Origin of the sequence: Labilibacter marinus, from assembly GCF_001659685.2 — a bacterium.
GTDB classification, from domain to species: Bacteria; Bacteroidota; Bacteroidia; order Bacteroidales; family Marinilabiliaceae; genus Saccharicrinis; species Saccharicrinis marinus.
The window spans coordinates 24159-38001 of the sequence record NZ_LXYE02000045.1 but is presented as its reverse complement, the minus strand read 5'-3'; the positions used below and the strand labels follow the sequence as shown (position 1 = coordinate 38001).

The window sequence follows — 13843 nt, the reverse complement described above, 5'->3', positions numbered from 1 at the left end:
TAAGAAGGGGATTGTTTTGTCATTAAATATGTGTTAGGGTTTGAGTAAGAAAAGGGTTAGGTGGATAAAACGATTTAAAACATGGCACAAGTGGCCAGCTATAATTATTGCTTTTTTAGCGGTGTTATTTGCTGTTTCTGGAATTGTGATGAATCATAGAAGTGTATTTTCTTCAGCGGAAGTATCCAGGAAGCTTTTGCCTCAAAGTTATACTTATAAGCATTGGAATCTAGATGCGGTTAAAGGAAGTTTGGTTCTTTCAGATGATTCTGTTTTTGTTTATGGCAAAGCAGGCGTTTTTCTTACAGATAAAAGCTTTACCTCATTTTCGAATTATAACAAAGGTTTTCCTTCGGGTATTGATAATAGATCGATTACCTCATTAATCCATACGCAACAAACAGGTTTAGTGGCAGGAACTCTGCATGGTCTGTATCTATGTCAATCCAACAATAATTGGCAGAAGGTAAGCCTACCCGTATCTAACGAAAGAATTACAGATTTAACTCAAAAAGGAGATACGCTGATTATTCTTACTCGGGATTATATGCTAAAATCCGTAAAGCTCATAAACTCCGAAGTGATAGAAATAGCTGCTCCTGAGGGTTATAAAAAACAAACTTCATGGTTTAAGTTTTTATGGAACTTACATAGTGGTGAGCTGTTTGGTATAGTAGGTAAGTTATTGGTAGATTTATTAGGTATAGTTGTAATCATTATAAGTATAACTGGCCTTATTCATTATTTTTATCGTAAGTATGTAAAGAAAAAGATATCAAAGTCATTTAAACAACAAAATTTAAATTGGCACAATAAGTTAGGATATTGGTTTGTATTGTTTTTAATGATCAATGCTTTAAGTGGCATGTTTTTACGACCTCCATTGTTAATTGCCATTGCCAAAGCAAAAATGTCAATAATACCTCATACGCATTTAGATAATGATAACCCTTGGTACGATAAACTAAGGAAAATACGATGGAATGAGGACTTAGGTATTTATATACTTTCAAGTTCGGAAGGGTTTTATTTTTTGAATGAGACTTGCTCAATCTCCCATCAGCCCAAGATAGTTCAGCCGCCTGTAAGCGTTATGGGGTGCAATGTGTTACAGCAGGTGTCGTCTACCGAATACATAGTAGGTTCCTTTTCGGGATTATTTAGCTGGAATATAAAATCAGGTTTGGTTTACGATGTAGGTAATGGAAAACCTTACGCAACCAAAGAAACTATGGGAAGACCCATATCAAACCATATGGTAAGTGGATTGGTTTACCTAGACAATGCCAATGCCTGGTATTCCGATTATAATAAGGGTATGCAGCGTATTACTGCTGAAAAAGAATTTGCTGAGATGCCTAAAGTAATAGCCCAGGCACCCATTTCTCTTTGGAATTTATGTTTAGAGATTCATACCGGAAGAATTTTTGAATCTTTTCTAGGTCCGTTTTATATTTTGTATGTACCGCTATCTGGCATTTGTGTTTTGATGGTATTAGTCAGCGGTTTCTTTCTGTGGTATTGGGTGTATCGTAAAAAGAAATCACCCAAGGAATTATAAAGAATTCCTCGGGCTTATGCTTTAGAACCTGTATCCCACAGAAAATTTGCTTGTATTTCGGCTAAGCGAAAACATATTTTCATCACTTATCATGTCATTGCTTGCTCTTCGCCAAGTGTAATCAATGGTAAAGCGTTGTAGCTCCATACCTAAACCAAAGCAAATACCAAAGTCATCATTAATGTTATCTTCTGTAATCAGTTCATCTAACATATCCATGCCTTGGGCAAAATGGTATGAATAATAAGCTCCTGCAGAAACAAATAAGCGTGGGCTGTATGCATCAGTATATTTGGTTTTGAGTTTTATCTGCATAGGAACGGTAAGTGAATGTAGGTTTATGTTACCCGTTTCTAGCCTATTTTTGCTGTATTCGTATAATACATCCGTAGCAAGAAATAAACTTTTACTTAGTTTTAATTGGGTTTGAAGACCTGTTTCTATTCCAATCCCATACTTGCTCCGTAGTGAGCTTTCTTTATAACTTAAGTGAGAGGTTCCAATTCCTAATTTGTATCCAACAGTAAACGTTGGGTTTGGATTAAATACTTTTTCTACGGCTTGGTTAGCAACCAACTCATCTTGATTAGCCATGTAAATGGTAAAGTCTTTCATTAAGATGCAAATCTCTTCCATACCATCGTAATCAAGCTTTTCGGCGGTATCTTCTGGCTTGTGGTAAGGAGAGTCTAAGCCCGTAAATACATGAGCTGCAGGAATATTTTTATCTAAAAATGATTTAGTATCCGTTCTGTTTTCTTTCTTATCACCAGTTTTATTGATTTTAACCTGGTGTGTATTGGCTTGGTTTAGCATGGCGGTTCCGTTCATCAGTAAATCTAAACCTGTTAAATCTACTCCTCCATATTCGTCGTACATACCCACCATATCCAAACTAAACATCATTTTTATTTGGCTAGGATCTACAATCGAGTCTTTTAAGAATTGGGCCGAACCCCAAAGGCCACTTTCTTCTCCATCAAATGCTACCAGAATAATACTTCTATCCATTTTTTCTTTAGCAAGAAGATGGGCGAGCTCAATAATTGTAGCTGTACCAGATGCATTGTCATCGGCACCATTATAAATGGTAATGTCGTCTTCGCCTTTCTTTTTTTCTCTCCAACCTAAATGATCATAATGTGCACCTAAAACAATATATTCGTCTTTAAGCTCTGGGTGTTTACCTTCGATTAAGCCCACAACATTGGTCAGACTTATTCTGGATAGCTGATCCATTTTATCGAAGTGATGTAAATAGGATGGTCCAATAGAAGATATATCAGCCGCTTTAAAATGACTTGCGATATAATCAACAGCCTTTGTTTTTCCAACGGTGCCAATACCTCTTCCTTGTAAAGAATCAGATGCTAATATTTCAACGTGTTTTTTTAATGAAGCCTTTAGGTCTGCATTTTGAGCTTTACTGAATGTAAAACTGCATAGTGCGATCGTAAAAAGTAATATTAATCGGTACTGCATAGTGTATAAGTATTATTGGTTTTAATCGAACAAAAGTATAAAATATTCTATTATGTTCAAACAGAAATAAAAACAAGCTTCCACACTACTTAGGAAGGTTCGTTTGGGTTGAGTTGAAGCTACCTAAGTTGTGGTTTTGATCCAAACGAAATAAAAACAAGCTTCCACACTACTTGGGAAGGTTCGTTTGGGTTGAGTTGAAGCTACGCAAGCTGTGTTTTTGATCCAAATGAAATGGAATCCAGCTTCCGTACTACTTAGGAAGGTTCGTTTGGATTGAGTTGAAGTGAAGTAACGAAGAGTCTTGTTTTGAAGTAATTTCAATGGAATATTGGTATAGTAGATTTTCTAATGCATATTATGGCTTTAATGCTGCCGTGGGCATTAATATCGATTATATTTCACAAAGTGGAATGTTTTTCTGCACGAGATTAAATGTCGTTGCGAGCTAGGTGTTTTTTGTCATTTTAAAAGTTAGGTACTTGCATTATATTCATCGTGTTAAAAACATATAGTCATGGATAGTATTTTATTTAAAGAAATCATTTTAGCAGGTATACCAGAGGAGTTGCCGCTTCTTAAAAAGTATGATTACACTATAAATCATGCTCCCATTCGTAAAGATATCCTTACGGAGGAAGAGAAAAAGTTGGCTTTAAAAAATGCATTAAGATATTTTCCAGCGCATCATCATCAGGTGTTAGCTCCTGAGTTTTTACGAGAATTAAAAGATTATGGTCGGATCTATATGTATCGTTTTCGTCCAGAGTATGAGATAAAGGCCAGGCATATTGATGATTTTCCACATCAAAGTAAACAGGCAGCAGCTATTATGTTGATGATTTGTAATAACTTGGATTATGCCGTAGCACAACATCCACACGAGCTAATTACCTACGGAGGGAATGGCGCTGTGTTTCAGAACTGGGCGCAGTACCTATTAACCATGCAGTATTTGGCTACCATGACCGATGAGCAAACTTTAACGATGTATTCGGGTCATCCTATGGGGTTATATCCATCGCATACAAATGCACCCAGAGTGGTTGTTACCAACGGAATGGTAATACCTAACTACTCTAAACCCGACGATTGGGAAAAGATGAATGCCTTGGGTGTTTCGCAATACGGACAAATGACAGCTGGATCTTTTATGTACATAGGTCCTCAGGGCATTGTTCATGGTACTACTATTACCGTTTTAAATGCTATCAGAAAAATAGAATCTACCAAACAGAGCAATGATACCCCAAAGTTATTTATAACAGCAGGTTTAGGCGGAATGAGTGGAGCTCAGCCCAAAGCAGCCAATATTGCAAAATGTATTAGCATTACTGCCGAAGTAAATACTAAGGCATTGCACACAAGACATGCTCAAGGTTGGGTAGACGAAGTGGTAGAGAGCTTAACCGAACTGGTGGCTCGTGTAAAATTGGCTCAGCAAAATAAGGAAGTTGTTTCTATCGCTTACAGCGGAAATGTAGTTGATGTTTGGGAATATTTTGCCGAAAAAGAAATTAAAGTGGATTTAGGTTCAGACCAAACATCTTTGCATAATCCTTGGGCAGGAGGTTATTATCCTGTTGGATTATCTTATCAAGAGTCTAATGAGATGATGGCCAATAACCCGACACTATTTAAGGAGGAAGTTCAAAGTTCCTTAAAAAGGCATGTGGCAGCTATTAATAAGTTGGCTTTGCAGGGCATGTACTTTTTTGATTATGGAAATGCATTTCTGTTAGAATCGGGTAGGGCTGGTGCAGATGTTTTTGAAAAAGATGGCAAATTCAAATATTCATCGTATGTGCAGGATATTATGGGACCCATGTGTTTTGATTATGGTTTTGGTCCTTTTAGGTGGGTATGTACTAGTAATAATCAGGAGGATTTACAAAGGAGTGATCAGATTGCTTGCGATGTTTTGGAGGAATTACGAAAGGATTCTCCAAAAGAAATACAGCAACAAATGGCCGACAATATTCATTGGATAAAAGAAGCTGGAAAAAATAAACTAGTGGTTGGTTCGCAAGCCCGTATTTTGTATGCGGATGCTGAAGGAAGGATGAAGATTGCTGAGGCCTTTAATAGGGCTATTGCCAATGGAGAAATATCGGCTCCTATTGTTTTAGGGCGCGACCATCATGATGTTTCAGGAACGGATAGTCCATACAGAGAGACTTCTAATATTTATGATGGTTCCAGTTTTACGGCAGATATGGCGATTCAGAATGTGATTGGTGATAGTTTTAGAGGAGCTACTTGGGTTTCTATTCATAACGGAGGAGGTGTTGGCTGGGGCGAGGTGATTAATGGCGGATTCGGAATGCTTATCGATGGGAGTGAGGCTTCATTTAAAAATATAGAATCCATGCTGTTTTGGGATGTGAATAATGGTATATCGCGCCGCAGTTGGGCTAGAAATAAAGGGGCAGTATTTGCCATTAAAAGAGCGATGGCAATAAATCCATCTTTAAAAGTAACTATTCCAAACGAGGCAGATGATGAATTGCTTGATAAGCTCTTTTAATCACTAAAAAGCATACTGTATGGGCGACTTATGGAATCGCCTAGCGGAACTAACCCAATGTTTCTGCTAAAGCGCACATATTCTTTTTCCTCAACAAAAATAACGATAGTAGGCGCTGTAAATACGCTTTGCTGTGCAGCTAGCTCTGGCGACTGCTCTATGTTGCAATAGAGTAGTTTGGCCTTTGGGTAATTGTTACTCATTAATTGTTCAACCTTGGGCAAAAGCACCTTACAAACACTGCACTTATCATGAGAAAAATAGCCAATTACAATAGATTCCACTGTGAGCGCTTGCTGCCATTCTTGTAATGATCTTATTTCTTGCATCGAATACTAAAGCTATTAAATTAATATTGCCCTGTGCTTAGCATTACTAAAGTACAGCCATGAACAACTTCAATGTCATTTTCTTGGGCTAGTTTTTCTATTTCCGCATTCTCAGTGCCTGGATTTAATATAATCCTTTGAGGTTTTATGTTTGAGATAATATCAAAATAACTTGCTTGATGTTTTGGGCCAACATACATTGTAACGGTATCAATGTCATTTGTATCAACAACTTCTTTACTTATTTTAACTCCGTCAACTTCACCATCTCGCAGTCCAATAGCTACAATTGGATGGTTATTCTGTTTTAATTTTTTGATCGCTTTGTTCGAATACCTTTCGGGATTTTCACTAGCTCCAATTACTAAAGTCTTTTTTTTCATAAGTTTATAAATTAGCAAAAATGTGAGTGTCAATGCAAATTTTAATCATGCTCCTATGTGCCCAATTAATTTGCGCTGGCCATGTCAGTTACTTTTGAATGAGTACGCTGGCATAAGCAGCTATGCCATCTTGTGTGCCAACAAAACCTAATTTCTCCGTTGTAGTTGCTTTAATGGCAATGTCTTCAATGTCAATGTCCATTACTTTAGCTAATACACTTTGCATTTCTGGAATTAAGTCCTTGAGCTTTGGTTTTTCTAGGCAAATGGTTGAATCGATATTACTAATGCTATAGCCTTTTTCTTGAATGATAGAAACCGTTCTTTTTAGTAAAATTTTACTATCAATGCCTTTAAAGTCAGCTGAAGTATCTGGAAAATGAAAACCAATATCCCTCATGTTCGCTGCACCTAATAAGGCATCACAAATGGCATGAATTAGAACATCTCCATCGGAGTGTCCTATAGAACCTTTAATATGTGGAACATGAATTCCTCCTATCCATAACTCTTCATCTTCACCTAGTTTGTGAACATCGTAACCAAAACCAACCCTTATTTTCATCTTATATTTCTTTATAGAACAAATGTAAAACAAAAAAATCCCGAATTTTCATTCGGGATCGTATAATATAAATCTCTTTTGTTTTTTTAACGACCTACCTGATCTAAATCAAATCCAAGTGTGAATCTAATGGTATTTGCCAATGGGTTATTTTGAGCTACAGAAATTAAGTAAGAAGCATCAATGGTAAACATGTTAAATTTAAGTCCTGCACCAGCGGTAGCAAACTTTCTATTTCCTACAATCTCATCTTCGTGATAATAACCTGCTCTAACTGCAAACTGCTCGTTATACCAGTATTCACCACCCACAGAAAATCTTAAATCGGTAAATTTAAAATCTCCAAAAGAACTAAAGAAAGAAGAGATTGAAGATAAATCACTATTGTCTTCACCATCTGCATTTTTAGCTACCATTGGGCGATTAATATCTAAGGTAAAACCTACTTTATTGTATCTATCAATAGCCGTTGAGTATGCACCTCCTAACCTTAAGTTAGCAGGTAAAAACTCCTGAGAAGAGCCTCCGTCATAAGATATCTTAGATCCAAGATTAGAAATATTTAATCCAGCAGAAACATCACCTTTGCGTCCTCCCCATTTTACGTTTTCCATGTAAAAGAAATTGATATCGGCAGCATAAGCATTTCCTGGTACCGCATCTGTACCACTACCATTATTAATATCTGAACGAATATATCTAAGGGCAACCGAACCCGAAATTACATCGGATAATTTAAGAGAATACGCTGCGTCAAGGGCAAATTCGTTAGGTTTTCCTGTATAAGCAACAGCTCCTTCACTTTCTTGAAAATAAATTGTACCTAAAGAAAAGTACCTAAGTGAAGCACTAAATGTTTGACGTTTATCAATACGCTTGAAAAAAGTAAGGTAGTACAAGTTAATATCATCCACTAAATCTCTTAACCAAGGTGTGTAAGATAAAGATACGCCCATGTCTTGGTCAAGGAAAGCATATTTAGAAGAGTTCCAATGCTGAGAATTAATATCTGGAGCAGTGGCTACACCAGCGTCACCCATAGCACTACCTCTTGATTCTGGCGAGATAGTTAAAAAAGGAGCAGCTGTTGGTACAACTTCATCCTTATCAATTTGTGCACTTATATTAACCGTTGTAATAATTAGGAAGGATAGGATTACTAAGGTTCTAAAAAAAAAGTTTCGCATAAGAAATATTCATTATTTTAATAAGACTACAAATGTAAACTCAAATTATTTAAATTTATTATAGCGTAACTAAAATTTTTCCAGAAACAGCACCTTTTCTTCCGGTTTGAGAATTAATAACAGCTTTATAAATATATGTTCCAGGCGTAAGTGGTGTTCCATTATCTGTTTCAGTCATGAACTCAATAGGAGGTATTGTATTGTTTAATGATATTACCGACGTATTGGTGGTAGATAACAGTTGACCGGACATATTAAATATCAATAATTGTATATCTAACCTCACATTGGGCTCATCGTGTTCAAACGATACAAATGAACTTTGATTTTGAACTACTGGATTAGGATATACCGACGTATTTGATGTTGTAATATTTCCCTCTTTAGTTACCGTAAAATTAATTGTGCTGCTGGAGGAGTTATTATATGCATCCCAAGCTTTAAGTGTTAATGTGTGATTTCCTTCTTCTAGGTCGGTTAGCTGGTATTGAATAGTTCCTGTTGTATAATCATTCATCGAAGACTTAAAAGCATCATTCAGGATTATAGGAGAAGCACTTTGTTCATCAATAATGCATGTTATATCGTGCCCTATTCCATTACCTGTTGTGTTAATTCCTGATTCGTCTGATATTTCGGATAATAAAACAGGTCGAGAACCTACTTTGGCACCACTTTTAAAAGATTGGTTGTTTAGCCAAAGTAAGATATTGGGTCCAATTTCGTCGTTTTTAGCATTTTCATCAATACCTCCAATTACTACATCAGAAAAAGCACCAAAAGCTTCCCCTTTATTATTGTTGGAATATGCATAGTAACTTACTTTTCCTTTATCGTAATTATAACGGATGTCCTTAGGTATGACAAACTCAGAATCAAATTCACCATTAGATACGTCGGCGGAACCTCTAAAGATTACCTTGTCAAAGGTTTCAAATGAGTAAGGACTTGCACCCCCATTGCCTCGGGTTGTTATTTGACTTTGTTTATCGAATACAGAAATAAAAATCTCACCATTAAAGTCATTTATGGATTCATTAACTCCATTGGTTACAACACCTGAAACTTTAATTTTACTTAAGGCTTTTAAACTATCTATTGGAGCTGTTACAATTGCATCATCAATAGTAATATATACATTTTCATCATTAATTTTGGATGTGCCTATTTTCGATTTAGGATAAATTAATCGTATGGCAGGATCTCCAAGTAACGTAAAGTTTAATTTATTTACACTAGCTGAAAGTCCATTTTTTGTATGTCTCATAATTTGCCCTAAGGTATAAGGTTCACCCTGTTCATCCCGTTCGAAGGCAAAATTGTAAAAGCTATGATTTAAAGATTTATTTAAACTTGAATATACAATGCGCGTAGTTGTAAAAAGAGCAATCGCTCCACCCAAAGGGTTAAGGAAAGTCAATTCTCCAGCGGAGGTATGCCCTTTGTCGTCAAAGCGACTAAACTCACAAGTAGCTGTAACAAACAAGGGCAGTTTGTCAAAATTATTCCAACCTTGAATTTTAGGGATAGTAATCACTTTTTCGTGTGCTAAAACAGATGGCCCGCCATGTCCTGTATAGTTAAATACTAAAGTACCATTACTAATAGCTTTATCAATTTCATCTTCTACACCTGGTATTATATGCCCCGATGTGGTGGTTACTTTTTCAAAAGCATCGAAATATACTTTTGATATATTGTATTCAGGATGGGTTGATTCCAACTTTAACGTTAAGCTGTTGGCATCATTCATATGAATATTATTATCGCCATCATCGCCAATAAAAGTCAATTCGCTTTTCCAACTATCATCAGATTGATTATAATAGTAGTTGTAAGTTCTGTCCACCGCATTTTTGGCTTCTTCCAACGTGTTTACGGGAAATCTTCCGATTCCAATATCTACTTTTTCAGATTTTATATTGGCTCCTTCAGTATCATCTAATAGTCCAAAATAGTCATCGGAAACAAATGAATTAGTTTGGTGTATAGAGTTATCTGATTGATAGGTTAGGACTTTATTGGTGTTTTCGGCAATGCCTTGACGATTATCATAAGAACCATCTCCAAACAGCAATAAGTTATGTGGTTTCTTGCTATCGATACCTTCTGCTTTTTTGTACAGCATTCTAACAAAATCACGGATGGCAGTAACATCTGGTTTACCCGATGAAAACTCGTTATATATTTGTTCTGTTGTAACTACTTTATAGGACATTCCATTATAGCCCTGATGAATAGTACCTAACCTTTCTGCTTCACCTTTAAACTCAGGATGAGTAACAATGATGTAGTTGGCAAAATCTGAACCATGCAAATTCTGATTCTCAAGATTTTTAACAAACTCAGGAGACGCAAAAGAAGCATTGGGGTCGAACGCAACAAATTCCTTCAGTTCATCCGCTTTGTAATTAAAGAAAACTACACCAGCTTCGTTTTCAACATCAAGATTAAGAGGGCTTAAAGAGTTAGTAACGTCCCAAATTATTAAATTATCAGCACCTTTAACTTTATATTTAACAGTGTTATTACTTTTTACAAAGTTATGGTTTCTAAAAACAAGTTCATTTTTTACAAAAGTTAATTCTCTGTCCACATTTAAGCAGATGTAATCCAAATAACCAATGGATGAAGATTGAGAGTTTTTAAGATTGAAATCCAATCTCAATGAAATATCATCAGTAATATTGTCAAACGAACCTCCCAGGTTAGCTTCTCTAGCAAAATAGCTAGTGTGGCTAGATGTATTAATATTATAAACATCTGTTTTATCAACAGACATCTCATTTGCATAGATCTCAAATTCAGTGGTTGTATTTGATCTTGCAGCAACTTTAGCATATACTTTAGACTTTGATCCAAAAACAGTATTCGGGAATTTATAGTTATAGCTAGAACTGGTATTGGTATAGTAGTCAAACTTTTCTCCAAACCATACATTACCTGATTTTATTATATTGAAGTTGTCTTCTTCGTAGTACGCAAAGTCTGTAAAGTAGTCAATTTCCTCTTCGTATAAGTCCGTTTGTAAAGTACTACTTAGTATATCTTTTGAGTTATCTTCTTTTTGAGTAATAAAATAATAGGAGTAATTGCTAAAGTTGTTCTTTTCGTGAATAAACATCTCTGATTCTTCGTTATAAGTCCAGGTTACCGGGCCTTCTGCATAAAAGAAAATAGTATTATTGTTATGCCAAACCGAATTTTCAACTAAATCATCATGTCTAAAGTCGCTGTTTAATGCAGGTAGCATTTTTCCACCATTTCCATAAATACCCACATTCTGAGGGTTTGAAATTCCCCACTCTTTAAGGGTAGAATAGCTAATTTTATGAATGCCTGATTTTTGCACGCTTACTTTTACCCAAGAGCCTTCACTTAATACTGACTTATTGGTATAGTTGCTGTTTGCACTATAACTTTTTAATGAGGGGGCTTTATTTTCTTGGTAGGAAAGGTTGATGGTGTAGGAAGAAAGTTTTTGAAAGCTTTGTGCACTTTCTGGTTTTATTACAGGGTATATATCAATATCTAAATAATATTGCTGTCCACTTTGTGAAATGGAATATGTATATTTTAATTCTTTATTGTTAATCTGCGAGGCAAAGCTTGTATGCTCAAGAGGAGTAGGCCAGATATATTTTTCGTCAGAAATAGAAATATGGACACTTTGGGGATTTTCAGTTAAAATAGGAATGGACTCTGAAATATAAGGGATGTTGGTTTCAGAATTTAAATCTCCCATATTAGAGAATTGTAACAGAGTTACGTCCCTGTCTCCATCCTGTAAAGAAATAGCTTCTTCCCATTTAACTTTCTTAGTATAGCTAGTATTTACTTGACCATGAATAGTTATACTAATAATACAAAAGAATCCCCACAAACCAATCTTTTTTATACACATATAATTCAATATTTCTTTACTGCTGATACGGTTAGCCGTATAGTTATAACTCCTATATAGTTCAAATTTTACGCCACAAATGTAAATAAAAAACAAAAAAGAGCTTATTTACACAAGATTTCAATTGATATAACGTTTGTAACTTTGAATTATTACACTTGTTAGTTAAAGAAATAACGTATTTTATTAAGGATATGTTTCTTAAAAAGGATGAAAGTGTATTAAATTATTCCTATTTTTATACGCTGTATTTAATTAGGAAGTAAAAAAAGAGGAAGAATAATTTCAAGATTATAACCTTTTTCTATTTTTGCAGTATAAGGCTACAGATGTTTTTACAGACATTAAACTTAAATTAAAGATAAAGAATAACTTAAAGATTATATTTCGCTATGAGGCTTAAATTTAGACTTTTCCACATTGTGCTAGCGCTAGGGGTTTTAGCAATGACTTCATGTAGTAAAGGAAGTTCCGGTAATGTTTCCTCTTCTACAGGTTGGGAGTACAATGCTCCTGAGAATGGAGGTTTTGAATATTACGATGGTTATGAACAAGAACTTGGTCCAGGCCTTAGATTTGTAGAAGGTGGTACTTTTATTATGGGTAGGGTTGAGCAAGATGTACTTTACGATTGGAATAATGTGCCAAGAAGAGTAACTGTTCCTTCATTTTATATGGATGAAACAGAAGTTAAAAATGTTGACTACCGTGAGTACTTATATTGGATCAATCGCGTTTTTGTAGAATATCCAGAAGTTTATAGAAAAGCTTTGCCTGATACTTTAGTTTGGCGTAGAGCTTTAGCTTATAATGAACCAATGACCAAAAATTATTTTCGTCATACAGCTTATAGTAAATATCCTGTAGTTGGAGTTAATTGGTTACAAGCAAATGATTTTTGTAAGTGGAGAACGGATAGAGTAAATGAGAAAATTCTTGTTGATATGGGTGTCCTTGAAATGGATGTAAATCAACAAGGTGAAAATAACTTTAATACGGAATCATATTTATATGGTCAGTATGATGGTATTGCAGGAAAAAAACCTATTGAAGACTTAGATCCGAATAAGGATAGTAGACGTGTTCGTTGGGAAGATGGATACCTGCTACCTAGATACCGCCTGCCAACTGAAGCGGAATGGGAATATGCGGCATTAGGATTAATTGGAAATTCTCAGGAAGAGAGAATGACAAATAGACGTATTTACCCTTGGGATGGTCATATTACAAGAAATGCTGATAAAACAGAGCGTGGAAAAATGATGGCTAACTTTGTTAGAAGCCGAGGTGATTATATGGGTATGGCCGGAAACTTAAACGATGGTGGAGATATTACTGTTGATGTTCATTCGTATTATCCAAATGATTATGGATTATATTGTATGGCAGGTAATGTTAATGAGTGGGTAGCTGATGTTTACCGTCCTCTTTCGTTTGATGAAGTTGATGAGTTTAGTCCTTTTAGAGGAAATGAGTTTAAAACTAAAGTGTTGGACGAAGAAGGTTATCTTGTTGAGAAAGATAGTTTAGGTCGTATTCGATATCGTTTAGAAACTGATAAAGATATCATGGATAGAAAGAATTATCGCACAGCTGATAATAGAAACTTCCAAGATGGTGATGCTCAGTCAAACATTACAGTTGGTGATCAGTGGCACGATAATGAGCAAGAGACTACGGATATGTATGGTGCTCACACTGGTAAAATGGGGTCTTTAGTTTCTGATAGAACCAGAGTTTATAAAGGTGGTTCTTGGAGAGATAGAGCATATTGGTTAAGCCCAGGTAGTAGAAGATATCTTGATGAACGTGAGGCTCGTGATGATCTTGGATTTAGATGTGCTATGACTCGAGTAGGAAGTCCAGTTGCAGCAGGAAAGAAAAAATAGAAATATTTATCTTATT

The 13843-nt window shown here is 35.6% G+C and carries 9 protein-coding genes; 3 read left to right on the top strand and 6 right to left on the bottom strand.

Annotation, left to right across the window (positions count from 1 at the left end; all coding sequences use genetic code 11):
* Positions 1-40: 40 nt before the first annotated feature.
* Entirely contained in the window at positions 41-1561 is a 1521-nt protein-coding gene (locus A8L32_RS18390) for a PepSY-associated TM helix domain-containing protein (RefSeq protein ID WP_083631399.1), read from the top strand.
* A gap of 21 nt (positions 1562-1582) precedes the next feature.
* Here A8L32_RS18390 and A8L32_RS18385 read toward each other — a convergent pair whose 3' ends face one another.
* The gene (locus A8L32_RS18385; RefSeq protein WP_075591157.1) at positions 1583-3043 is read right to left on the bottom strand and encodes a M28 family peptidase; all 1461 of its coding nucleotides are present in this window, start codon (positions 3041-3043) and stop codon (positions 1583-1585) included.
* 517 nt (positions 3044-3560) lie between these two features.
* Here A8L32_RS18385 and A8L32_RS18380 point away from each other — a divergent pair.
* On the top strand, positions 3561-5570 hold the full coding sequence (locus A8L32_RS18380) for a urocanate hydratase (protein ID WP_075591156.1): 2010 nt from the start codon (positions 3561-3563) through the stop codon (positions 5568-5570).
* Here the strand turns inward: A8L32_RS18380 and A8L32_RS18375 are convergent.
* The 5 genes from A8L32_RS18375 to porU form a co-directional block, all read right to left on the bottom strand.
* A complete protein-coding gene (locus A8L32_RS18375; RefSeq protein WP_075591155.1) occupies positions 5567-5899 on the bottom strand; it encodes a thioredoxin family protein in 333 nt (110 codons plus the stop codon). The two genes, A8L32_RS18380 and A8L32_RS18375, sit on opposite strands and share 4 nt — an antisense overlap.
* Before the next feature lie 20 nt (positions 5900-5919).
* A complete protein-coding gene (locus A8L32_RS18370; protein ID WP_075591154.1) occupies positions 5920-6282 on the bottom strand; it encodes a CoA-binding protein in 363 nt (120 codons plus the stop codon).
* An 88-nt stretch (positions 6283-6370) separates the two neighbouring features.
* On the bottom strand, positions 6371-6847 hold the full coding sequence (gene ispF, locus A8L32_RS18365; protein ID WP_075591153.1) for a 2-C-methyl-D-erythritol 2,4-cyclodiphosphate synthase: 477 nt from the start codon (positions 6845-6847) through the stop codon (positions 6371-6373).
* A gap of 86 nt (positions 6848-6933) precedes the next feature.
* Entirely contained in the window at positions 6934-8034 is a 1101-nt protein-coding gene (gene porV / locus A8L32_RS18360) for a type IX secretion system outer membrane channel protein PorV (RefSeq protein ID WP_075591152.1), read from the bottom strand.
* 58 nt (positions 8035-8092) lie between these two features.
* Positions 8093-11938 (bottom strand): type IX secretion system sortase PorU, encoded by a 3846-nt coding sequence (gene porU, locus A8L32_RS18355; protein ID WP_075591151.1) that lies wholly within the window; start codon positions 11936-11938, stop codon positions 8093-8095.
* A 392-nt stretch (positions 11939-12330) separates the two neighbouring features.
* Here porU and A8L32_RS18350 point away from each other — a divergent pair, with 392 nt between their 5' ends.
* Entirely contained in the window at positions 12331-13827 is a 1497-nt protein-coding gene (locus A8L32_RS18350; RefSeq protein ID WP_075591150.1) for an SUMF1/EgtB/PvdO family nonheme iron enzyme, read from the top strand.
* Positions 13828-13843: the final 16 nt, after the last annotated feature.

Excerpts from the sequence above, each read along its gene's own strand:
- A8L32_RS18375 (WP_075591155.1), bottom strand. The coding sequence starts at position 5,899 with ATGCAAGAAATAAGATCATTACAAGAATGGCAGCAAGCGCTCACAGTG.
- porU (WP_075591151.1), bottom strand. The coding sequence starts at position 11,938 with ATGTGTATAAAAAAGATTGGTTTGTGGGGATTCTTTTGTATTATTAGT.
- A8L32_RS18380 (WP_075591156.1), top strand. The coding sequence starts at position 3,561 with ATGGATAGTATTTTATTTAAAGAAATCATTTTAGCAGGTATACCAGAG.
- A8L32_RS18350 (WP_075591150.1), top strand. The coding sequence starts at position 12,331 with ATGAGGCTTAAATTTAGACTTTTCCACATTGTGCTAGCGCTAGGGGTT.
- A8L32_RS18385 (WP_075591157.1), bottom strand. The coding sequence starts at position 3,043 with ATGCAGTACCGATTAATATTACTTTTTACGATCGCACTATGCAGTTTT.
- porV (WP_075591152.1), bottom strand. The coding sequence starts at position 8,034 with ATGCGAAACTTTTTTTTTAGAACCTTAGTAATCCTATCCTTCCTAATT.
- ispF (WP_075591153.1), bottom strand. The coding sequence starts at position 6,847 with ATGAAAATAAGGGTTGGTTTTGGTTACGATGTTCACAAACTAGGTGAA.
- A8L32_RS18370 (WP_075591154.1), bottom strand. The coding sequence starts at position 6,282 with ATGAAAAAAAAGACTTTAGTAATTGGAGCTAGTGAAAATCCCGAAAGG.